The 21,658-nt window shown below is 72.1% G+C and carries 21 protein-coding genes and 1 pseudogene; 10 read left to right on the top strand and 12 right to left on the bottom strand.

The window, feature by feature from the left end; translation table 11 throughout:
• A pseudogene (locus AB0M59_RS43325) lies at positions 1 to 269 on the top strand (Crp/Fnr family transcriptional regulator); the annotation flags it as partial.
• Between the two features lie 5 nt (positions 270 to 274).
• Positions 275 to 1,663, top strand: a complete 1,389-nt coding sequence (locus AB0M59_RS43320; RefSeq protein WP_364627454.1) for a family 2B encapsulin nanocompartment shell protein — start codon at positions 275 to 277, stop codon at positions 1,661 to 1,663.
• Here the strand turns inward: AB0M59_RS43320 and AB0M59_RS43315 are convergent.
• On the bottom strand, positions 1,658 to 2,776 hold the full coding sequence (locus AB0M59_RS43315; RefSeq protein ID WP_364627452.1) for a C45 family peptidase: 1,119 nt from the start codon (positions 2,774 to 2,776) through the stop codon (positions 1,658 to 1,660). The two genes, AB0M59_RS43320 and AB0M59_RS43315, sit on opposite strands and share 6 nt — an antisense overlap.
• 101 nt (positions 2,777 to 2,877) lie before the next feature.
• Between AB0M59_RS43315 and AB0M59_RS43310 the strand changes: the two genes are divergently transcribed.
• The 6 genes from AB0M59_RS43310 (at position 2,878) to AB0M59_RS43285 (ending at position 8,884) form a co-directional block, all read left to right on the top strand.
• Positions 2,878 to 3,771 (top strand): MurR/RpiR family transcriptional regulator, encoded by an 894-nt coding sequence (locus AB0M59_RS43310; RefSeq protein ID WP_364627451.1) that lies wholly within the window; start codon positions 2,878 to 2,880, stop codon positions 3,769 to 3,771.
• Complete coding sequence (rocD, locus tag AB0M59_RS43305) at positions 3,768 to 4,958, top strand: ornithine--oxo-acid transaminase (RefSeq protein WP_364627449.1); 1,191 nt, start codon at positions 3,768 to 3,770, stop codon at positions 4,956 to 4,958. The genes AB0M59_RS43310 and rocD overlap by 4 nt, the downstream gene beginning before the upstream one ends.
• Positions 4,955 to 5,875: a GDSL-type esterase/lipase family protein gene (locus AB0M59_RS43300; RefSeq protein WP_364627447.1), complete on the top strand. Its 921-nt coding sequence runs from the start codon at positions 4,955 to 4,957 to the stop codon at positions 5,873 to 5,875. The genes rocD and AB0M59_RS43300 overlap by 4 nt, the downstream gene beginning before the upstream one ends.
• A gap of 99 nt (positions 5,876 to 5,974) precedes the next feature.
• On the top strand, positions 5,975 to 7,531 hold the full coding sequence (locus AB0M59_RS43295; RefSeq protein WP_364627445.1) for a cellulose binding domain-containing protein: 1,557 nt from the start codon (positions 5,975 to 5,977) through the stop codon (positions 7,529 to 7,531).
• Between the two features lie 94 nt (positions 7,532 to 7,625).
• Entirely contained in the window at positions 7,626 to 8,516 is an 891-nt protein-coding gene (locus AB0M59_RS43290; RefSeq protein WP_364627443.1) for an SDR family oxidoreductase, read from the top strand.
• A gap of 11 nt (positions 8,517 to 8,527) precedes the next feature.
• The gene (locus AB0M59_RS43285) at positions 8,528 to 8,884 is read left to right on the top strand and encodes a darcynin family protein (RefSeq protein WP_364627441.1); all 357 of its coding nucleotides are present in this window, start codon (positions 8,528 to 8,530) and stop codon (positions 8,882 to 8,884) included.
• Here AB0M59_RS43285 and AB0M59_RS43280 read toward each other — a convergent pair.
• The 8 genes from AB0M59_RS43280 to AB0M59_RS43245 all read right to left on the bottom strand — a co-directional run bounded on the left by AB0M59_RS43280 (position 8,881) and on the right by AB0M59_RS43245 (position 16,560).
• On the bottom strand, positions 8,881 to 9,882 hold the full coding sequence (locus AB0M59_RS43280) for a proline racemase family protein (RefSeq protein WP_364627439.1): 1,002 nt from the start codon (positions 9,880 to 9,882) through the stop codon (positions 8,881 to 8,883). The two genes, AB0M59_RS43285 and AB0M59_RS43280, sit on opposite strands and share 4 nt — an antisense overlap.
• Positions 9,883 to 10,794 (bottom strand): dihydrodipicolinate synthase family protein, encoded by a 912-nt coding sequence (locus tag AB0M59_RS43275; RefSeq protein ID WP_364627437.1) that lies wholly within the window; start codon positions 10,792 to 10,794, stop codon positions 9,883 to 9,885.
• Positions 10,791 to 12,074, bottom strand: coding sequence for an NAD(P)/FAD-dependent oxidoreductase (locus AB0M59_RS43270; protein WP_364627435.1), 1,284 nt, complete (start codon positions 12,072 to 12,074; stop codon positions 10,791 to 10,793). The genes AB0M59_RS43275 and AB0M59_RS43270 overlap by 4 nt, the downstream gene beginning before the upstream one ends.
• A complete protein-coding gene (locus AB0M59_RS43265; protein WP_364627458.1) occupies positions 12,071 to 12,322 on the bottom strand; it encodes a (2Fe-2S)-binding protein in 252 nt (83 codons plus the stop codon). The genes AB0M59_RS43270 and AB0M59_RS43265 overlap by 4 nt, the downstream gene beginning before the upstream one ends.
• A complete protein-coding gene (locus AB0M59_RS43260; protein ID WP_364627433.1) occupies positions 12,322 to 13,467 on the bottom strand; it encodes an FAD-dependent oxidoreductase in 1,146 nt (381 codons plus the stop codon). The genes AB0M59_RS43265 and AB0M59_RS43260 overlap by 1 nt, the downstream gene beginning before the upstream one ends.
• Positions 13,468 to 13,527: 60 nt before the next feature.
• Positions 13,528 to 14,160 carry an XRE family transcriptional regulator gene (locus tag AB0M59_RS43255; RefSeq protein ID WP_364627431.1) on the bottom strand — a complete coding sequence of 211 codons (633 nt, stop codon included), beginning with the start codon at positions 14,158 to 14,160 and terminating at the stop codon, positions 13,528 to 13,530.
• A 138-nt stretch (positions 14,161 to 14,298) separates the two neighbouring features.
• Complete coding sequence (locus tag AB0M59_RS43250; protein ID WP_364627429.1) at positions 14,299 to 15,258, bottom strand: pyridoxal-phosphate dependent enzyme; 960 nt, start codon at positions 15,256 to 15,258, stop codon at positions 14,299 to 14,301.
• A 108-nt stretch (positions 15,259 to 15,366) separates the two neighbouring features.
• On the bottom strand, positions 15,367 to 16,560 hold the full coding sequence (locus AB0M59_RS43245; protein WP_364627427.1) for an MFS transporter: 1,194 nt from the start codon (positions 16,558 to 16,560) through the stop codon (positions 15,367 to 15,369).
• Between the two features lie 90 nt (positions 16,561 to 16,650).
• Between AB0M59_RS43245 and AB0M59_RS43240 the strand changes: the two genes are divergently transcribed.
• Positions 16,651 to 17,364, top strand: coding sequence for a helix-turn-helix transcriptional regulator (locus AB0M59_RS43240; RefSeq protein ID WP_364627457.1), 714 nt, complete (start codon positions 16,651 to 16,653; stop codon positions 17,362 to 17,364).
• Here AB0M59_RS43240 and AB0M59_RS43235 read toward each other — a convergent pair.
• Entirely contained in the window at positions 17,340 to 17,753 is a 414-nt protein-coding gene (locus tag AB0M59_RS43235) for a pyridoxamine 5'-phosphate oxidase family protein (RefSeq protein WP_364627425.1), read from the bottom strand. The two genes, AB0M59_RS43240 and AB0M59_RS43235, sit on opposite strands and share 25 nt — an antisense overlap.
• Positions 17,754 to 17,914: 161 nt before the next feature.
• Between AB0M59_RS43235 and AB0M59_RS43230 the strand changes: the two genes are divergently transcribed.
• Positions 17,915 to 19,432, top strand: a complete 1,518-nt coding sequence (locus tag AB0M59_RS43230; RefSeq protein WP_364627423.1) for a DUF2235 domain-containing protein — start codon at positions 17,915 to 17,917, stop codon at positions 19,430 to 19,432.
• Here AB0M59_RS43230 and AB0M59_RS43225 read toward each other — a convergent pair.
• Positions 19,403 to 20,737, bottom strand: coding sequence for an MFS transporter (locus AB0M59_RS43225; protein ID WP_364627421.1), 1,335 nt, complete (start codon positions 20,735 to 20,737; stop codon positions 19,403 to 19,405). The genes AB0M59_RS43230 and AB0M59_RS43225 overlap by 30 nt on opposite strands.
• A gap of 69 nt (positions 20,738 to 20,806) precedes the next feature.
• Positions 20,807 to 21,583 carry an NAD(P)H-binding protein gene (locus AB0M59_RS43220; protein WP_364627419.1) on the bottom strand — a complete coding sequence of 259 codons (777 nt, stop codon included), beginning with the start codon at positions 21,581 to 21,583 and terminating at the stop codon, positions 20,807 to 20,809.
• Positions 21,584 to 21,658 lie beyond the last annotated feature (75 nt).

The raw sequence follows: 21,658 nt of genomic DNA, 5'->3' as shown, positions 1-21,658 counted from the left end.
CGATCCTGCCCTGCAACAAGATCCCCGTGACCGACACCCGCACCAGCTCCATCCTGCTGATGCGCACCGGCGAACAGGCCCAAGGCGTGGTCGGGTTGCACCAGACCGGGTTGCCGGATGAGTACCAGCCGGGGCTGAACGTGCGATTCATGGGCGTGTCGGAGCAGGCGATCATGTCGTATCTGGTGTCGGCCTACTACTCCGCGGCCGTGCTGGTGCCGGACGCGCTGGCCGTGCTGGAAAGCGCCGAACTCGGCCGGGAAGGCTGAGACCGGTGACGGTGACGGAGGAAACGACGTCCGTACAGCTGTCGCTGAGCGTCACAGCCGCCCGGACGCTGACCACGACGACCAAGACGCTGCCGCAGATGCGCGGCATCACCACCCGCTGGCTGCTCTCCCAGCTCCCCTGGGTCGACGTCCCGGCCGGCAGCTACCGCGTCAACCGCCGCCTCACCTACACCATCGGCGACGGCAAAGTCAGCTTCTACAACACGGGCGCACGCGTCCAGGTCGTGCCGGCCGAACTCACCGAACTCGAACTCCTGCGCGGCTTCGGCGACGAGACGGCGTTGAGCGCCCTCGCCGAGGCCTTCGAACAACGCGAATTCGAACCCGGCGCGACGATCGTCGACGCGAACACGCCGCTCGACACCCTCGTGCTCATCGCCCACGGCAAGGTCACCCGCCACGGCCGCGGCGAGTACGGCGACGAAACCCACCTCGGCACCGTCACCGACGGAGACCACTTCGGCGCCGAACTCCTCGCCCGCGACGACGCGAGGTGGACGTTCACCGCCCGCGCCGCCACCCACGTCATCGCCCTCGTGCTGCCGGCGAGCGCCTACGCCCGGCTCAACGGCCGGTCCGAGTCACTCCGCGCCCACGTCGCCGAAGCCATCGGACGGCCGCGGAAACCCCAGAACGCCAAGGGCGAAGCCAGCATCGACCTCTCCGCCGGCCACGACGGTGAGCCGATGTTGTCGGGCACCTACGTCGACTACGACCCCTCACCCCGCGAGTACGACCTCGCCGTCGCCCAAACCGTCCTGCGCGTCCACAACCGCGTCACCGACCTCTACAACAACCCCATGAACCAGCTCGAGCAACAGCTCCGGCTCACCGTGGAAGCGTTGCGGGAACGGCAAGAACACGAGCTGGTCAACAACACCGAGTTCGGGCTCCTGCACAACGTCGACCTCAAGCACCGCCTCACCACCCGCAGCGGGCCACCGACGCCGTTGGACCTGGACGACCTGCTCTGCCGGCGCCGCAAGACGAAGTTCTTCCTCGCCCACCCGCGCGCCATCGCCGCGTTCGGCCGCGAATGCACCCGGGCACGCGTCTACCCGGCCCCGGCTCTCCTCGACGGCAAGCGCGTCCAGGCCTGGCGCGGTGTCCCGATCCTGCCCTGCGACAAGATCCCGATCACCGACACCGGCACGACGTCGATCCTGGCCATGCGCACCGGCGAGGACGACGCGGGCGTCATCGGCCTGCGACCCCAGGAACTCCCCGACGAATACCAGCCCGGCTTGAACGTCCGGTTCATGGGCATCAGCGACCGCGCCGTGACGTCCTACCTGGTCAGTGCCTACCACTCCGCCGCCGTGCTCGTCCCGGACGCGCTCGGCGTCCTCGACCACGTCGAGACCGGCTCATGACCCGCCGGGGCCGTCGGCGATGTGCCACGGCAGCAGCTGGTATTCGCCCTCGCACGGGTTCCCGCGCAGCACCCGGTACTCCCCCGCGGTGAGGTCGACGAGGCTGCTCATGGTCGTCTTGTAGCGGCTCACTTCCGGATCGCCCTCCCGGGGGTGCGCGCACACCCCGTGCGGGTGCCCGAAGTGGTCGCTCATGGCACCCTGCACGACCTTGCGCACGCCGGCGGAGTCCGTGGCGTCCGACGCCCGCGCGAGCCCGCGTTCGATGATCGGAACCCGGTACAGCGAGTCCACCGCGGCCGGCCGGTACCGCCCGGCCAGCGCCGGCGGGACGCCGTACTGGTAGTGGTTGCCGTGCACCAGAACCCCCTCCGACGCGTAGCCCCAGCGGTGGTCGAGCGGCGTGGTCTCCAGATCGACGGCGAACCCGTCGCGGTGGGTGAACAGCAGGTTCGTGGCGATGTGCTGGGGACGGGTGAACGGCACGCGCAACGCGTCGCGCAGGGTCGGGCTGTCGAGGATCAGGCGGCGCAGCACCGGCTGCGGCAGGCCGGGCGGGGTGCCGAACGCGCCGTCGAGGCCGTTGGCGTTGAGCGCGAGGCCCGCCGAGTTGACGCCGTGGCGGCCGACCTGCCCCGCCTCCACCTGCATGATCACGGTCGGCTTCGGCGGCTGCACGATCCGGATCAGCACGGTCGTCGCCTCGGTCTCGGCCCGCCAGTCCCAGTTCTGTCCACAGTAGACGTGGCCGTCGCCGGTCGCTTCGGGCAGCAGCGCGAACGACGAGCAGCCGTCCATCTCGGTGAACCCGCTGGCGTGGTTGCGCGCGATCTCGCCGCGCGCGTTGAGCGCGAGCACCTCGTCCGGGTGGACGCCGGCCCCCGCCGCGATGCCGTCCATCTCCTCCAGGAGGTCCGGGGCGTGGTCGGCGACGAGCTTCCGCCACGGCCCGACCCGCGAGACCACGTCGGCCCAGGCCAGGCCGGGTTTGACGGCGAACGAGCGCCGGTAGTGGTCGAGCGAGCGGGCGATCTCCTCCCGCGCCGCCTCGCCGTGGTGTCGGCCGCGTTCGGCGGGTGAGCCGCTCAGCTCCAGCAGGGGAACGGTCGACACGGGCAGCTCCTCCGAGCGTTTGTAGTACACACTACAGAGCTTGCAGCAAATGACTGATGCGCTACTATGTAGTCATTCCTACAGGGAAGTCAATGACTGACATGGACGCTACAGAGCAGTCGCTGCAGGACCGGATCGCCGGCCGGCTGGCGATGATGTCGAAGGCGGAGCGGAAGGTCGCGGATTACCTGCGCACCCACAGCCGCGAAGCCATCTTCGCCACCGCCGAGCAGATCGCGGCGGCCGCCGGCACCAGCGACGCGACCGTCGTCCGGACGGCCCGCTCGCTGGGTTACGCAGGCCTGCTGGAACTGCGGCACAGCCTCACCCGGCAGGTGGTGCGGGCCACGAGCCCGGTACCCCCGCCGCCCGGCCGTCCGGACGAGCGGGTCTCGGCCACCGCCGCCCTGCTCGACGGAGTGTTCACCGAGGCGGCGCAGCGGCTCGCGGACACCCGGCGGCTCACCACCGAACCCGCGTTCGACACGGCGGTCGCCACCCTGGCCGGCGCCCGCGACGTGCTCGCCTTCGGAATCGGGCCGTCCGAATCGATCGCCGCCTACCTCGCCCTGCGGCTGCGCCGGATCGGCCGGCGCGCCCGGGTCAGCGGTGCCACCGGCTTCCGCCTGGCCGACGACCTCCTCGAGCTCGGCCCCGGCGACGTCGTCGTGCTGTACTCCCCCGGCCGCCTGCTCGCCGAGCTGGAGATCGTGCTCGACCACGCGGCCGCCGTCGGCGCGCGGGCCGTGCTGATCTCCGGCTCGCTCGTCCCCGTGTATGCCGACCGCGTGCACGTCTCGCTGTTCGCCGTGGACAGCGACACCGGATCCACCGGCGAAGGCCTGCCCGCCCAAGTGCTCACCGACGCCCTCGTGCTCGCGGTGCGCGCGACGGACGAGGCCCGCGCCACCGATCGTGCCGAGCTCCTGACCGGATTGCGGTCGGAGCTCAGCCAGACCCGTTCCCCCAGACGACCCCGGAAAGAGAGCTCGTGAGCGCGACGACCGACGAAATCACCCGCGTCGAGGCCGGCACCGCCCGCAACTACCACCCGCTGCCGGTGGTGCTGGCCGAAGGGCGGGGCGCCTGGGTCACCGATGTGGAGGGCCGGCGCTACCTCGACCTCCTCGCCGGGTACAGCGCGCTGAACTTCGGCCACGGCGACAAGGAGCTCCTGTCCGTGGCCCACGAGCAGCTGGACCGGCTCACGCTGACCAGCCGCGCGTTCCACCACGACCGGCTGGGCACCTTCAGCGAGGAGCTGGCCGCGCTGGCCGGCATGGAGCTGGTGCTGCCGATGAACACCGGCGCCGAAGCCGTCGAGACCGCGATCAAGGTCGCCCGGAAGTGGGGCTACACGGTCAAGGGCGTGCCGGCCGGGCGCGCGCGGATCGTCGTGGCGGCCGGCAACTTCCACGGCCGCACCACCACCATCGTCAGCTTCTCCGACGACCCGGTCGCGACCGCGGACTTCGGCCCGTTCACGCCCGGGTTCGACACCGTCCCGTTCGGCGACGCCGCGGCCTTGCGCGCGGCCATCACCGAGGACACCGTCGCGGTGCTGATCGAGCCGGTGCAGGGGGAAGCGGGCGTGCTGCTGCCCCCGGCCGGCTACCTCGCCGCCGTCCGCGAAGCCTGCACCGCGCACGACGTCCTGATGATCGCCGACGAGATCCAGTCCGGGCTCGGCCGGACCGGGCGCACGTTCGCCTGCGAGCACTTCGGCGTCGAGCCGGACGTCTACCTGCTCGGCAAGGCGCTCGGCGGCGGCCTGGTCCCGCTGTCCGCGGTGGTGTCGCGCCGGGACGTCCTCGGCGTCCTGCAGCCGGGCCAGCACGGCAGCACGTTCGGTGGCAATCCGCTGGCCTGCGCCATCGGGACCGCCGTGGTCCGCAAGCTCGCCACCGGTGAACCGCAACGGCGGGCCGCGGAGCTGGGCCAGGTCTTGGCCGGGCTCCTCACCGGCCTGCCGAACGTCCGGGACGTGCGCACGCTCGGCCTCTGGGCCGGCGTCGACGTCCTCGGCCGCAGCGGCCGCGACGTGTGCGAAGGGCTGCTTCGCCGCGGTGTCCTCGCGAAGGACGCCCACGGCTCGACGATCCGCCTCGCCCCGCCGCTGGTGATCGACGAGGAAGACCTGCGCCACGCCGTCACACAGCTCGCCGAAGAGCTCAGCTCGTGAAGGACTTCCTGCGCGGCCACGCGGAACTCGTCGAAGAAGGCGGCCGGCTCGTCCCCCGTCGGCTGCCCTCGGGACCGCTGCACCCGCGGCTCGACGACGTCGCGCTCATGCCCGCCGGGGTGCGGCTGGAGTTCGACACGAACGCGCGCGGCTTCGACTGGGACGTGGAGACCACCGGGTACATCGACGTCGTGGTCGACGAAGAACTGGTCAGCCGCTCGCACGCCGTCCACGTCGACGGCCTGCCCGCCGGCCGCAAGCGCGTGCGGATCTGGCTGCCGCAGTCGAGCCACGTCAGGCTCGGCGAACTCGAGCTGAACGGCGAACTCGCCGCCGTGCCGGAGGGTCCGCGCTGGATCGCCTACGGCAGCTCGATCACCCAGTGCCGGCTCGCCGCCGGGCCATCCGAAACCTGGCCCGCCCTGGTGGCGACCGACCTCGGCTGGTCGTTGCGCTGCTTGGGTTTCGCGGGCGAGTGCCACCTCGATCCCGCGGTGGCCCGGTACATCCGCGACACCGAGGCGGACGTGATCAGCCTGTGCGTCGGCGTCAACATCCACGGCGCCGCGTCCTTCTCCGCGCGCTCGCTCGGGCCCGCGCTCGAAGGGTTCGTCCGCACGATCCGCGACGGTCATCCCGACACGCCGATCCTGCTCACCACCCCCCTGCACGCCCCCGACCGCGAGCAGCAGCCCAACGCGCTCGGGCTCACCCTCGCCGACGTCCGGGCCGAAGTCGCGAACGCCGCGCACGGCCTGCCCGTCGTAGACGGCCCGTCGATCCTCGGCCCGGCCGACGCGGGCCTGCTCGCCGACGGCTTGCACCCCGACGCCGAGGGGTACCGCCTGATCGCCGAGCGGATGCGGCGGCACCTCGCCGCGCTCCTCCCCCACCCGAATCCGAAACTTTCGAAATAGGCGGCAATTCGAAAGTTTCGGACTTCCTTCCCTTCTTGACGACGGAATCGGAACGGTTCTAACGTTTCTTCATTCCGTTTCCCGGAAGGGAGAATCCCGGTGCGCGCTCGTCGGCTCCGTCCTGCCCTCGTCCTCCTGGCGGCCACCGTCCTCGGCTTGGCCGGCGCGATCACCGTCGCTTCCGGCGCGGCGGCGGCGGTCGAGGACGACGGCGCCGGCTGTCCCGTCTCCGTGCCCGCATCGTGGCCCGCCACCGCGAAACTTCCCGATCCCTTCAGAAAGATCGACGGCACACGCATCACCGCCAAGTCCGACTGGCGGTGCCGGCGCGAGGAAATCAAGAAGCTCGCCGAGCGGACGGTCTACGGCTCGAAGCCGGCCAAACCGGCCAGCGTCACGGGCACGGTGTCGACCACCGGAATCACCGTGAACGTGAGCGAAAACGGCCACAACGCCAGTTTCTCGGCGGGCGTCGAACTGCCCGGCGGCACCGGTCCCTTCCCGGCCGTCGTCGTGGTCGGCGGATTCGGCGCGGACACCGCCACCATCAAGGCGTCCGGGGCCGCCGTCATCACCTACGACCCGCTCGTCGTCGGCAAGGAAGGCACGCCCCGGACCAACAAACAGGGAGCGTTCTACAGCATATATGGCTCCTCCAGCAGCACTGGGCTGCTGGCCGCCTGGGCGTGGGGCGTCAGCCGGATCATCGACGTCGTCGAGCAGTCCGGCGGCCAGGTCCTCAAGGCGGACGCGCTCGGCGTCACCGGGTGCTCGCGGTACGGGAAGAGCGCCTTCGCGATCGGCGCGCTCGACCAGCGCATCGCCCTCACCATGCCGATCGAGTCGGGCACCGCGGGCGTGCCGATCCTGCGCGGGATCCCCGGCGAAAGCGGCTCGCAGCCGCTGAGCAACGCTTACGGGGAGCAGCCGTGGTTCGGCGACGCCTTCAGCGCGTACACCGGCAATCCGGCCGCGCTGCCGGTCGACACCCACGAACTGGTCGCGATGGTCGCGCCGCGCGGGCTGTTCGTCATGGAGAACCCGCACATCGACTGGCTCGGCGCCCGCTCCGGCAGCGTCGCGGCGCTGGCCGGCGCGGAGGTCTACAAAGCGCTCGGCGCGGGCGAGAACATCAGCTACTGGTCCGACGTCCAGGACGGCACGCACTGCGCGTCGCGACCCGAATGGCGGACGCCGCTGCAGCAGAACATCCAGAAGTTCCTGCTGAAGACGGGCAGTGCGGCCGGCACGTTCCGGATCTCCGGCAAGAAAGCCGGGAACCTGGCCGAGTGGCGCGACTGGGCGACGCCGGTCCTCACCGACGGCCCGGGCAGCACCACGCCGACCACGCCGACCACGCCGCCGCCGGGTGGCACCTGCACGGCTTCGGTGTCGGTGAACCAGTGGACGGGCGGGTTCGTCACGACGGTCCGCCTCACCGCCGGAGCGGCCGCGATCACCGGCTGGACGGTCACCGCGGCCCTGCCCGCGGGCGCCGCGATCACCTCCGCGTGGAACGCCGGGCGCAGCGGCGACACCGGCACGGTCCGGTTCACGAACGCCGGCTTCAACGGCACGCTGTCCCCCGGCCAGTCGACGGAGTTCGGCTACCAGGGCACCGGAACCGGCACCGGGACCACCGCGACTTGCACCTGACGCAACTGTAGGTTGCCGAAGTTGCGTGGCGCGGCGGGCATCGCGGCTCCTAGCTTCGTACTCGTAACGAGTATCCCGAAGAAGGAGCAGCACCATGCACGTGTTCGTCACCGGAGCGACGGGGTGGATCGGCTCGGCGGTCGTCGGCGAACTGCTCGGCGCCGGGCACGAGGTCACCGGCCTCGCCCGCTCGGACGCCGCGGCCCTCGAGCTCGCCAAGGCGGGCGCCCGGGTTCGTCGCGGCGACCTCGACGACCTCGACGGCCTCCGCGACGGCGCGCTCGACGCCCACGCCGTCGTCCACCTGGGCAACAAGCACGACTGGGCCAACCCTGCGGAGAACAACCGGACCGAGCGCGCGGCGATCGAGACGATGGCGGACGCGCTCGCCGGAACCGACCGGCCGTTCGTGCTCGCCGGCGCGCTCGCGGGCCTGGTCCAGGGCCGGCCCGCGGTCGAGACCGACGTGTCCCCGGCGGTCGGCCCGGACTCGATGCGCGGCGGCGGCGAGAACCTCGCGCTCGAGTACGTCGCGAAGGGCGTCCGGGTGGTCAGCGTCCGCTTCGCGCCGTCGGTGCACGGCGTCGGCGACCACGGGTTCCTGGCGTCCATCACGGCGGCGGCTCGCCGCCACGGCGTGTCCGCCTACCTCGGCGACGGCGACGCGGCGTGGTCCGCGGTGCACCGCCCGGCCGCGGCTCAGCTGGTCCGGCTCGCCGTCGAAGCCGCACCCGCCGGTTCCCGGCTGCACGCCGTCGCCGAAGAAGCCGTCACGACGCGGGAAATCGCCGAGGCGATCGGGCACGCGCTCGACCTGCCGGTGGTTTCGGTGGCACCGGAGGACGCGGTCGAGCACTTCGGGTTCATCGGCCGGTTCTTCGGCCTGGACATGTCCGCGTCGAACGCGCACACCCGCGAACTGCTCGGCTGGACGCCATCCGGGCCGACGCTGGTCGAGGACATCGAAGCCGGCGCATACGCGTGAAAGGGGAAACCATGTCCTTCGAAGCGGGCGTGACGGCGTTCATGCTGGTGAAGACCACGCCGGAGTGGCTGGCCATGACGGTCGAGCAGCGGATCGAGGCCTTCCGCACCGAGATCGTCCCGGCGGTCGAGGAGAAGGCGAAAGGCGTCCGGTCGCGCTTCTACGACACCGAGTTCTACTCGGCGCGCGTGACCGACGTCTGGGTGTGGGAGGCCGTCGACCACGCGGCGTACCAGCGCCTGGTCGACGCCCTGCGCGAAACCCCGTTCTGGGACCGCTGGTTCGAGGTCGCCGAGATCCTGGTCGGGGTCGAGAACGGGTACGCGAACAACTACGGCGTCGACGCGGTCGCCAGCATCACGTCCTAGAGAACGAACCCGGTCGGGAACGGATCGTCCGGGTCGAGGAGGTAGGTCGCCGTGCCGGTGATCCACGCGCGGCCCGAAAACTCGGGGATCACCGCCGGCACCCCTCCCACCTCCGTCTCCCCCACCAGCTCGCCCGTGAACGTCGTCCCGATGAAGGAACTGTTCTCGAACGGCGTGTGCAGCGGCAGCTCGCCGCGAGCGTGGAGCTGCGCCATCCGGGCGGACGTCCCGGTGCCGCAGGGCGACCGGTCGAACCAGCCCGGGTGGATCGCCATCGCGTTCCGCGACGCCCGCGCGTCCGAGCCCGGGGCGAGGAACTGGACGTGCTTGCAGCCGCCGATCAGCGGGTCGGCCGGGTGCTTCGGCGGGCGCTGCTCGTTGATCGCGCTCATGATGTCCAGGCCTGCGGCCAGGATCCGGTCCTTTTCGGACCGTTCGAACGGAATGTCCACTTGGGACAGTTCGAGGATGGCGTAGAAGTTCCCGCCGTACGCCAGGTCGTAGCGGACCTCGCCGAGGCCGGGGACGTCCACGACGGCGTCGCGCTCGGCGAGGAACGACGCGACGTTGCGCAGCTTCACGCGGGAAGCACGCCCGTCGCGGACGGTCACCTCCGCGTGCACGAGCCCGGCCGGGGTGTCCAGGCGCACCACGGTCGTCGGCTCGGTCACCTCGACCATGCCGGTCTCCACCAGCACCGTCGCGACGCCGATGGTGCCGTGGCCGCACATCGGCAGGCAGCCGGACACCTCGATGTACACGACACCCCAGTCGGCGTCGTCGCGGCAGGGCGGCTGCAGGATCGCGCCGCTCATCGCCGAATGCCCGCGCGGCTCGTGCATCAGGAACTGGCGGAGGTGGTCGAGGTGCTCCATGAAGTACCGGCGGCGCTCGGCCATCGTGGCGCCGGGGATCGTGCCGACGCCGCCGGTCACCACCCGCGTCGGCATGCCCTCGGTGTGCGAGTCGACTGCCGTGATCGCCCGTGACGACCGCACCTACGCCACCCCCAGCGAGGCCAGCGCGCGGCCCATGTCGGCGCGGACCTGCTCGCGCTGGACGTCGGACAGCGGCCCCCGCGGCGGGCGGCACGGCCCGCCGTAGCGGCCCACCATGTCCATCCCGAGCTTGATGGCCTGGACGAACTCGGTGCGCGAGTCCCAGCGGAACGCGGCCACCAGCGGCTCGTACAGCGCCCGGGCCTCGTCGAGCTTGCCCGCCGTGGCCAGCTCGAACAGTCGCGCCGACTCGGCCGGGAAGACGTTCGGGAACCCGGCGAACCAGCCGGACGCGCCCATCAGCAGGCTCTCCAGGACGACGTCGTCGGCGCCGCTGATCACGGCCAGCTCCGGGGCGCGCTCGCGGATCTCCAGCACGCGCCGGACGTCGCCGGAGAACTCCTTGACGGCCACGACGTTGTCGATCCGCGCGATCTCCGCCAGCAGGTCCGGCGTGAGGTCGACCTTGGTGTCGAAGGGGTTGTTGTAGACCATCACCGGCAGCCCGACCGACGCGACCGCCTCGAAGTGCGCGATGACCTCGCCGTGGTTCGCGCGGTAGAGCGTCGGCGGGAGGCAGAGGACGCCGTGCGCGCCGTCCTCTGCCGCCGCCTCCGCCCACTGCTTGGCCTGGTGCGCGCCGGGTCCGTGGACGCCGACGACGACGATCCCGTCGGACCCGACGGCCTCGATCGCGGTGCGGGCGACGCGGCGGCGTTCGTCGTCGGTGAGCGAGGAGTACTCGCCGAGGGAACCGTTCGGGCCGACGCCGCGGCAGCCGTTCTCGACGAGCCAGCGGCAGTGCTCGGCGTAGGCGTCGTAGTCGACGGCCAGCCCGGCCGGGGCGGAGTCGTCCGCGCGGTAGGGCAGCGCGGCGGCGACGACCACGCCGCCGAGGTCGCGGGTGCTCATACTGGGGTCTCCTTCGGATCGGCGAGCTCGCCCAGGCGGATCGGCTGGGCGATCGGACGGTGGTGGCGCTCGGCGCCCTCGCAGAGTTCGGCGACGGTGGGCCCGCAGATCCGGCCCTGGCACGGGCCGAGCCCGGCGCGGGTGCCGAGCTTGAGGGCGTGCGGGCCCGCCGCGACCGGGTCGGCGGCGGCGGTTTTCAGCTGACCGTAGGTGGTTTCCTCGCAGCGGCAGACGATCGTGTCGTCGCGCAGCCAGCCGGGCCACGCGGCGCCGATCGGGTGAGCGGTCTTCAGCCGGTGCGCAAACACCCGGGTACGGTCCCGGGCGCGCAGCAAGTCACGGCTCGGCGTGCCCCCGGCGGCGGCGCATCCCGCGACGGCGCCCTCGGCTGCCGCGGCGTCGGCACCGCCGATCCCGGTGATCTCACCGGCGGCGAACACACCGGCGACGCTGGTCCGCTGATCCTCGCTCACCCGGACGAATCCGCCGTCGAGGACGCACCCGGCGGCGACGGCCAGTTCGGGTTGCGGGCTGAAGCCGTGGCCGACGCAGACGGCGTCGACCTCGTAGGTGCGTTCGGTGCCGGGCACGACCGACCAGTCCGCGCGGACCCGGGCGGTGACGACTTCGCGGACCCGGTCGTCGCCGCGCGCTTCGACGACGACGCGGCCGAAGCGATACGGCACGCGGTGACGGGCGAGCGTGGCGAGGTAGCGGGCGAGTTCGCCGGTCTTGCGCACGCGGACGCCCCATCCTTTGAGGACGGTCGCGGCAGTGTTGGCTTCGAGGACTCCCGCCACTTCAGCCCCGACGGCGAGCAGCGATTCGGCGACCGGCAGGATAAAAGGACCGGCCCCGGCGACGAGCACCCGCCGGCCGACCGCGACCCGCTCCCCCTTGGCCAGCGCCTGCGCGGCGCCCGCCGTGAAGACGCCGGGCAGCTGCCAGCCGGGGAAGGGCAGGGTGCGGTCGTGTGCGCCGGTGGCGAGGACCAGGGCGTCGGGTTCGAGGGTGCGGCGTTCACGACCGGAGCCGTCGGCCGGGCCGCGCAGGACGTGAACCCGTCCGTTGTGGAGAGCCCACACCGTGGTTTCCGGCCACCACTCGCACCGGCTCAGCAGTTCCTCGAAGCCGTGCGGCCGTCCGTGCGGCGTCCGGTGGTACTGCCCGCCCGGAGCGTCCGACTGGTCCAGGACGGTGACGTCGGCCCCGGCCCGCAGCGCGTGCTCGGCGGCCGCGAGCCCGGCCGGCCCGGCACCGACGATCACCACCCGCGTCATGCGTCCTCCTGCCGGGACTGGGTCCGGATCTCGTCGCCGTCGGCGGCGCGGCGGCGGCAGGCGCGGACGTCGGGCACGCCGTTCACGGTCAGCACGCAGTCGAAGCAGGCGCCGATCCCGCAGAACACGCCGCGCGGTGCACCGGATCTCGTGGTGCGCCAGGACATCCGCCCGGCCGCCAGGAGCACCCCGGCCACGGTTTGCCCATCCAAGCCCGGCACTGCCTCGCCGTCGATGCTGATCTCGATCACGCGAGCACCGCCGGACGGTCCACAGTGAACTCTTCGACCGGTATCGACGGCTCGGCTCCGGTCAGCAGTTCGCGCAGCAGCCTCGCCGTGCCGACGCTCAAGCCGATGCCCGCGCCTTCGTGTCCGGTTGCGTGCCAAAGGTTTTCGAGCCGTGGGTCCTCGCCCAGGACGGGCAGGTGATCATCCACATAGGGCCGGAACCCGCCGTACGCCCGCATCACCGCGGCGTCGGCCAGCGACGGGAACAGCCGCAGCGCCTTGACGGCGATGGCGCTGAGCACGTCCGGCACGATCGCGTCGTCGAACCCCACGCGGCGGCGGGACGAGCCGATCAGGACCGTGCCGCCCCACGTCGACTCCACGACGGCGGACGTCTGCAGCTCGCCGTCGCCGGAGCCGACCGCCCCGACGTAGTCCGCGTCGTAGACCTTGTGCCGCACCACCCCGGGCATCGGCGTGGTCACCAGCACCTCGCCGCGCCGGGGCCGGACCGCGATCGGGGCGCCCAGGCGCGCCGAGACCTCCCGCGCCCACGGGCCCGCCGCGTTCACGACGACGTCGGCGTCGAGGACCTCGCCCGGGACGCGGACCCCGGTGATCCGGCCGCCGCGGACGACGGCGCCGGTGACTTCGGTGTCGGTGCGCAGGCGGGCGCCGTGGGCGAGGGCCGAGCCGAGCAGGGCCAGCGTCGCGCCGGCCGGCTGGACCTGCGCGTCCTCCGGATAGCGGACCGCGGCGGTCACCTCGCGGGTCAGCGCGGGTTCGGCCGCCACGATGTCCACTGTGGACAGTGGTTCGGTGCGGACCCCGGCTTCGGCTTGCTCGGCGGCGAACGCCGTGAGCGCGCGGGCGCCGGCTTCGGTGGTGGCCACGACGATGCCGCCCTTGGGGTCGAACTCGCAGGCATCGCCCAGTTCGGCCGCGATCTCCGGCCAGAGCCGGCCCGAAAGCTGCGCGAGGCGGAGCTCCGCGCCCGGCCCCTTGTCCGAGACGAGGAGGTTGCCTTCGCCGTGCGAAGTGGTGCCGCCCGCGGGCCGGCCGCGGTCGACGACCAGGACGTCGAACCCGGCGAGGCTCAGCTCCCGGGCGCACGCCGCCCCGACGACGCCGGCCCCGATCACCACCGCCCGCGTTCGGTTCATCGACCCTCCGGTGTTCGGTAAAGCGAACGATCGGAGGTTAAGTCGCGCGAGGCGCGGGTGTCAATCCCGCAAGACGGGATGCGGCCGGCCCTCGAGTCGCTCGTCGGCTCGGTACTGGAGCAACAGCACCGAATGGACCGGGGCGGCGAGCGCCGTGTAGCTGTGCGGCTCGCGGGCGTCGAAGGCGACGTAGTCCCCGGGCCCGAGGTCGACGGTCCGCCCGCCGACCTCGACGCGCAGCCCACCCGTCTGGACGACGGTGTGCTCGACCCCGACGTGCCCCTGCGACCGCTGCGGCGCGTCACCGCGGACGACCTGGTCGTAGACCTCGAACACGCTGTTCTCGGCCTCGATCCGCCGCAGCGGCCGCAGGTCGATGCCCTCACCGCGGAGCACTTCGACGTCGGCCGCGCGCACGACGGTCAGCCCGCCGCGGGGCCGGTGGTCGAGCAGGTCGGAGATGGCCACTTCGAGGGCGCGCGACAGGCTGAAGACGGTCTCGATGGTCGGGTTGCCGGTGCCGGCTTCCAGCTGCGAGAGGGTCGCCTTGCCGATCCCGGAGCGCCGCGAGAGCTCGGACAGCGACAGGCCCCGCGCTGCACGCGCGGCCCGCAGGTTGACGGCGAGCATGTCGCGGATCGACGGACCGCCGTCGTCGGTCGCGGTCGTCCCACCGTTCGGTAAAGCGTCCATCGAGTCCCGTTTCCGTTCGGTTCGCCGATCGGGCCAGGGTCATGATGACACGCCGCGGCGCGCGCGGCGGACATTCTCGACGTCACGCGGACCGAGGTGTTCCGGACCGCCATGCGCGAGAAGGGCTTGCTGTCCGGCTCAAAAAGCCAGCCACCGGCGGTATGCGGGCAGGTCGACGTTGCCGCCGCAGACGATCGCCACCACGTGCTGCCCGGCGAAGCGGTCGCGGTCTTCGAGGATCGCCGCGAGGCCGAGCGCCGCCGACGGTTCCACCACCAGGCCCGCGTGCTCCAGGAACAGCCGCATCCCCGCGATGATCGACGTCTCCTCCACCAGGACGGCGTCGTCGGCGACGAGGAGCAGGTCGTCGAGGACCTCCGGGATGGGGTACCGGCCCGCGACGCCGTCGGCGATCGTGTCGGCCGAGTCGGTCGTGACGACGCGCCGCTCGCGCCAGGACAGGGTCATCGCCGGTGCGGCCGCCGGCTGGACGGTGAGCACCGACGTACCCGGTGCGCAGTTCTTCAGGACGTGGCCGACCCCCGTGGCCAGCGCGCCGCCGCCGAGGGCGACGAGGACCGCGTCGAACGGCCCGGTGTCCGCCAGCTCCAAGCCGATCGTCGCCGCGCCCTCGCAGGTCTCGACGTCCAGGCTGTCCTCGACCAGCCGGACGCCCCGCTCCCGCGCGAGGGCCACCGCCCGCTCGCGAGCCAGCTCGAAGTCGCCGTCCACCAGCTGCAGGTCCGCGCCGAGCGCCCGGATGCGCTCGAGCTTGGCCGCGGGCGCGAACCGCGACGCCACGACGGTGACGTCGATCCCGCGACCCCGCCCGGACAGAGCGAGCGCCTGGCCGAGGTTGCCCGCGCTGGCGCACACGGCGGCTCGCTCGCCTCGTTCGGCGAGGCCGTGCACGACGAGTTCGGTGCCGCGGCCTTTGAAGCTGCGGACGGGGTTGGCGGTTTCGAGCTTGATGCTCACGCGGCAGCCGAGCTCGCGCTCGAGGGGTTCGCAGCGGTAGAGCGGGCTGTCGAGGAAGACCGGGTCGATCACCCGGCGGGCGGCCCGGATCCGGTCGAGGTCGAGACGCGTTTCCGGCACGGCTTCGGAGCATAGCCACACCGAAGCGGCCGCCCGTCCGGTCATCGGGGGCGGCCCCGCGTGTCTTGAATGAGTCATTCAGGGCGTGCGAGGTCCTGAATGACTCATTCAAGACGTCTCGAGGGGGGCCGGCGCCGGTTCGCGGGCCCGGACCGCCCAGCGGGTCAGCCGCGGAACCGGCGCGACCGCCACCAGGAAGACCCCGGCGACCAGCACCCACCCCAGCGCGCCCAGGCCGCCGATCGCGAGCGTGAACACCCCCGGGCCGACCATCTGGACCGTCGCCGTGGCCGCCTCGCTGGCTCCCTGGTAAGCGCCCTTCGCCTCTTCGCGCATCAGCCGCACCGACAACCCCCAGTTCGCGGCCACGTAGCTCAGCTCGCCCACGACGTGCAGCACCGCGGCGAGCACCACCACCGTCACCGCGCCCGCTCCCGCGCCGCCGGACGTCGTCGCCAGCAGCAGGCAGCTCGCCGCGAGCACCACCCCGGACACCACGGCGGTCCGGGCCGCCCGGGTCGCCGTGCTCCCGAACCGGGCGAACGGCACCTGGAACACCGCGATGCCCACCGAGCTGAGCACGACCACGAGCCCGCCCAGCCCCAGCGGCAACCGCGTCGAGCCGGACAGCCACAGCGGCAGCCCGGCCGACAACATCGCCCAGCACAGGGAAAGCACCGCGGTCACCCCGGCGACGCACAGGTACGGCCGGTCGGCGAGGACCGCGCGAGCACCGGAGTGCCGTGCCGGGGCCGCGGCGGGCGCCGGGACCAGCAGGGTCGTGCCGGCCAGAACCAGGAAGCTCACCACGTTGCCCACGATGGCCAGGGTGTACGCCCACGGCGCGTCGGCGGTCAGCACGAGCGCCCCCAGTCCCGCACCCACGGCGTAACCGACGTGCTGCGCGACCCGCTGCTGCGCCAGCACGCGCATCCGGTGCGCCGGGTCGGCGACCAGCCCGGTGATCAGCGCCGTCCGGACCGCGGTCCCGCCGGTGGCCAGCGCGGTGAACGGCACCGTCACGGCCAGGAACGACCAGGTCCCGCCCACCGCCAGGTACCCGGCCATCGCGGCAGCGCGCACCAGCGTCACCACGACCAGCACCGCCCGGGCGCCGGCGCGGTCGGCGAACGCGCCGAGCGGCACCGCGGCCGCCATGCCCACGGCGCTCGCGACCGCCATGCCCGCGCCCACCGTCACCACGGGCAGCCCGAGGATCCGGGTGAAGTACAGCGCCCAGATCGTGAACCACAGGCCGTCGCCGAGCGCGGACACCCCGCGTCCCCACAAGAGGCTTCTCATGCAACCACCCTTCACGAGAGCCTGAATGGTAAGCACAGCAATCACCGTTCAGCAACCCATGAATGGTGTTAGGATCGCGTTGTGAGCGGAATGGTCGAACCCGGAAACGCCGTCCAGAGCGCGATCGTCGGGCTGACACGGGAGCTGTCCGACCCCGTGCGGCTCACGGCGCTGCAGCTGCTGGCCGCGGAAGGCCCGCACACGATGGTGCAGCTGGCCGACGCGCTGGGCGTCACCGCGCCGCGGCTGGGCAACCACCTGGCGCGGCTGCGGGCCGCCGGGCTGGTGACGGTCGAGCACGCCGGGCGCCACGCGCTGTACCGCGTCGGCCGTGACGACCTCCTGCCGGTGCTCACCGCGCTCGCCCGCTACGGCGGCAACGACTCCCTCGCGCCACCGCGTCCGGCGGAGTCCACAGTGGACATCGCGCACACGTGCTACGACCACACCGCCGGCCGGCTCGGCGTGACGGTGTTCGCCATGCTCGTCGACCGCGGCGCCCTGCGAGCCCCGGACGGTTCGGCGGCGGACCTGACCCTGGGCGGCGACGTCTCGGCGTTCCACGACCTCGGCGTCGACCCGGCCGCGGTGGACCCCGGCCGCCGCCGGCTCGCGACCGCGTGCCTCGACCGCACCAACCGCGTCCCCCACCTCGGCGGCGTCCTCGGCCACGAGGTGCTGGCGGCGTTCCTCGCGGCGGGCCTGGTCCGGCGCGGTGACGGGGACCGCGAACTGACCATCACGCCGAGCGGCAGCCGCCGGTTCGACGCGCTGGGGCTCTACTCCGGCAGCGGCACCTCGTGAAAGTCCGGAGTGGCCCCGCGAAAGTCGCCATGACGGGCCCACGTGAGCCTGACCCGCAGAACGACGACGGCGCCCGCGTCGAAAGAGCCGGCGAACTCCGGGAACGCCGCCACGTAGGCCGCCGTGCAGCGGCCGAGATCCGCGCCGGCCGGGAAGTCGGCGGTGCCCTCGCCCTGCAGGGTCGTACCGTCCGGTCCGCCGACGACCACCGCGACCCGGCCGTCGCGGCGCAGGTTCGCGACCTTGCGCGAGTCCGGTTTGGCGTCGAAGACGAGCTCGCCGCGGTCAGTGACGGCGAAGGTGAGGTACGCGGCCTGGGGCTGCCCGCCCGGCCCGAGCGTCGAGACGACGCCCGCCCGCTGCGCCCGCACGTAGCCGATCAGGTCCACGAGCCCAGGCTAGTCACCGCACCGAGCGCGTGAGCCGGACGACTTCGCCGTCTTCCGCGGAAACGTCGTCTCGTCCGGAGATACACCCCTAGGCTGGGCCGTATCCACACGGGCGCTCACTGCCTCCTGCGAGTATCCCGAGTGGAGCGAAGGTGGGTCGGATGAACGAGCCGGAGGTCACCAGGCGGCACCTGGTCGTCTGCTGCGACGGCACCTGGAACACGCCGGACCAGCTGCAACAGGGCCGGCCGGCGCCGACGAACGTCGCGCGGATCCACCACACCGTGGCGAACCTCGACACGCAGGCGCGGTACTACCACCCCGGCGTCGGGACCGGCACCGGGCTGCTCGACCACCTCGAAGGCGGGCTCGTCGGCAAGGGTCTCTCCGAGAACATCAAGAGCGCCTACGGCTGGCTCGCGCGCACCTACTCCCCCGGCGACGCGATCCACCTCTTCGGGTTCAGCCGCGGCGCGTTCACCGTCCGCAGCCTCGGCGGCATGATCAGCCGCTGCGGCCTGCCTGCGGACCTCAAAACCGCCGAGTCGACCGAGTTCTGGGCCGAGGTCGACCGGCTCTTCACCGACGGCTACCGGAAAGAGGCCGGCGAGGCGCCCGTACCGGTCCCGATCGAGTTCCTCGGCGTCTGGGACACCGTCGGCTCGCTCGGCATCCCCGACTGGCTCGGCCCGCTGAAGCTCGTCGAAGACCACGTCGGGCACCTCCCCCGGTTCCACGACACCAAGCTGGGCGAGCACGTCAAGCACGCCCGCCAGGCCCTGGCCATCGACGAGATGCGCGGCCCGTTCATGCCGACCCTGTGGTCGAACCTGCACGAGGTGGGCGGCGACCGCACGGCCAAGCAGGTCTGGTTCCCCGGCGACCACTGCGACGTCGGCGGCGGCCACGACCGCACCGGGCTGTCCGACGCCGCCCTGCAGTGGATGATCGACGAGTGCCGCGCGGCCGTGCCGGACCTCGTCTTCGACGACGCGATGTACAAGCAGATCACACCCGACGCCCAGGACGTGCTGCACAACTCGCTCCACAGCGTTTACACGGTCCTGTGCCCCGCGCCGCGCGCCTTCCCGTTCCTCACCGCCGGTTCCGCCGAAGTCTCGCCGTCCACTGTGGACCGGCAGGCGTCGCCGCCGATCACCACGGGCACCTACCGTGACGGGCGCCATCTCGATGCCGGTGAGTCGGCGACGGTCGAGGTCTACGCCGGGAAGCCGTGGAACTGGACCGGCATCTACCTCGAGCCCGGCGAGTACGCGTTCGCCGCCGAAGGCACCTGGCTGGACGGGAAGATCGCGCACCACCCGGACGGCACCGAGGCGGCCGCCGGGCCGGACTTCCAGGACGTGCTGCACGCGCTCGCGACGACGTCGGCCTGGCTCCAGACCCAGCTCGCCCGGCTCAACGACGCCGAGGCCCGCGCGTTCGGCGGCCGCCGGTGCGAAGACGCGAAGTGGATGGCGCTGATCGGTGCGGTGGCGGCCCGGAACCTCGATGCCCACGACGTGCAGCAGCCGTACGAGGCGGTGCTGATCGGCGGCCGGCTGGAGAAGTGGGTGGTCCGGAAGCCGGGCTACTTCTACGCGTACGCCAACGACAGCTGGCTGGGGTACTCGGGCAACCGAGGTTCGTTACGGCTGACCGTCGAGCGACTCGGCTGACCGCGCCGACACCTTCTCCTCGACGTCGTGCAGCGGGACACCCCGCCGGTCGCGCACGAAGAAGCTCGCCACCAGCCCGATCACCGTCATGCCCGCCAGGTACGCGCACACCGAATACACGGTGCCGGTGCTCGACTGCAGCGCCTCCGCGATCGTCGGGGCGAACGCCCCACCCAGCACCGCGCCGATCGCATACGACAACGCCGCGCCGCTGTACCGGACGCGCGTCGGGTACATCTCCGCGTACAGCGCCGCCTGCGGGCCGTACGTGAACCCGAGGCCGACCGAGAACAGCACCAGCGCGAGCACCAGCAGGCCCACGTTCGCCGTGTCGAGCAGGGCGAAGAACGGCACCATCCACACCAGCTGGACCGCGAACCCGATGCGGTACACCGTGATCCGGCCGATGCGGTCGGCGAGGTACCCGCCCACCAGCGTGCTCACCAGCCACGCCACCGCCGAGATCATCACCGCGACCAGCACCGCCGACCGGTCCAGGTGCAGGTTCTTCGTCGCGTACGACTGCACGTACCCGCCGGTCGTCATGTAGCCCACGGCGTTGTTCGCCGCGAACAGCAGCGCCCCGAGGACGACCGGCATCCCGTGGTGGCGCAACAGGGGCACCAGCGGCAGGCTCGACCGGCTGCGCGTCCGGCGGACCTCCTCGAACACCGGGCTTTCCGCGACGCGGCTGCGGATCACGAACCCGGCGATGATGAGCACGAAGCTCAGCAGGAACGGGATCCGCCAGCCCCACGCCAGGAACTGCGCCGGCGTCGTCACCGCGGCCGCCAGCGCGAGCGCGCCGTTGGCCAGCAACAGCCCGATCGGGACGCCGATCTGCGGGAACGCGCCGTACAGCCCGCGCCGGTCGGCCGGGGCGTGCTCGACGGCCAGTAGGGCCGCGCCTCCCCACTCGCCGCCCGCGGAAAGTCCCTGCACGATCCGCAGCAGCACCAGCAGGATCGGAGCCGCCACGCCGATCGACGCGGTGGTCGGCACCAGGCCGATCAGCACGGTCGAGACGCCCATCAGCAGCAGCGTCGCGATCAGCATCGCCCGCCGGCCGAGCCGGTCGCCCAGGTGCCCGGCGACGATCGCGCCGATCGGCCGGAAGAAGAAGCTGATGCCGACCGTCGCGAACGACAGGATCAGCGCGTCCTTCCCCAACGCGGAGAAGTACTGCGTGGCGAAGACCAGCCCGGCCGAGATGGCGTAGACGAAGAAGTCGTACCACTCGATGGTCGTGCCGGCCATCGCGGCGAGGACGACCCGGCGGTGTTCACGATCGATGCCTCTCGCCATGACAGCTCCTTCGGTGTCCGCGAATGTTGGCAAGGATCGTATATGGTTTCCGATATGATCGGCAACCCGTCAGGTCCAGGAGGTCCCGGCGACGAAGTCCTCGAACGACCGGGGCGGCCGGTGAAGAGCCCGCTCGACGCCGTCCTCGAGATCGGCGCCCCGGCCTTCTCGGAGGTCGTCGAGCAAGCCCGCGAGCAGGCGCGCCACGGTTCGCGGGACGCCGTAAGCGGTTTGCTGCTCGATGAACGCCTCGGGGTCGACGTCTTCGTAGTCGATCTTCCGCCCGGTCGCCCGCGCAATCAGGTCGACCGCCTCGCCGAAGCCCACCGCCCGCGGGCCGGTCAGCTCGTAGACCTCGCCGTCGTGGTGATCGGTGGTCAGCGCCGCCGCGGCGACGTCGGCGATGTCCTCGGCGTCGACGAACGGCACGCGGCCGTCCCCGGCCGGCAGGGAGAGGACGCCGTCGCGGATGCCCTGCGCCCACGGGCCTTCGCTGAAGTTCTGCGCGAACCAGTTCGGGTGCAGGATGGTCCAGTCGACACCGGATTCGCGGACGGCCTGCTCGGCCGCGTACAGCGGATGACCCTCCTCGCCGGCGCGCGGCGCGGACAGCAGCACCAGCCGTCGCGCCCCTGCGGCCACCGCTTCGGCCACGAACCGCGGGAGCCGTGGTTCGGTCTGTAAGTCGGGTTCAACGAGGTAGACGGCCGTCACGCCGTCCAGGGCCCAGCTGGACGGGTCTCCGAGATCAAAACCGTTGGCGCGCGAAGCAATCCGGGCATTGTCGACGCGCTGGGCGACGCGGCGACCGGTCTTGCCGGTGCCGCCGAGAACCAAAATGCTCATGCCTTCAGACAACCGCGGATTCCCAAGACGATCCATGGGAGAAAGTCGATGATTTCTTTGTGATCGTCTAGGGTC

Origin of the sequence: Amycolatopsis sp. NPDC051371 (genome assembly GCF_040682155.1) — a bacterium.
GTDB lineage: Bacteria > Actinomycetota > Actinomycetes > Mycobacteriales > Pseudonocardiaceae > Amycolatopsis.
Note: the sequence above shows the minus strand (reverse complement) of the source record. Positions and strands in the feature narration are given on the sequence as shown.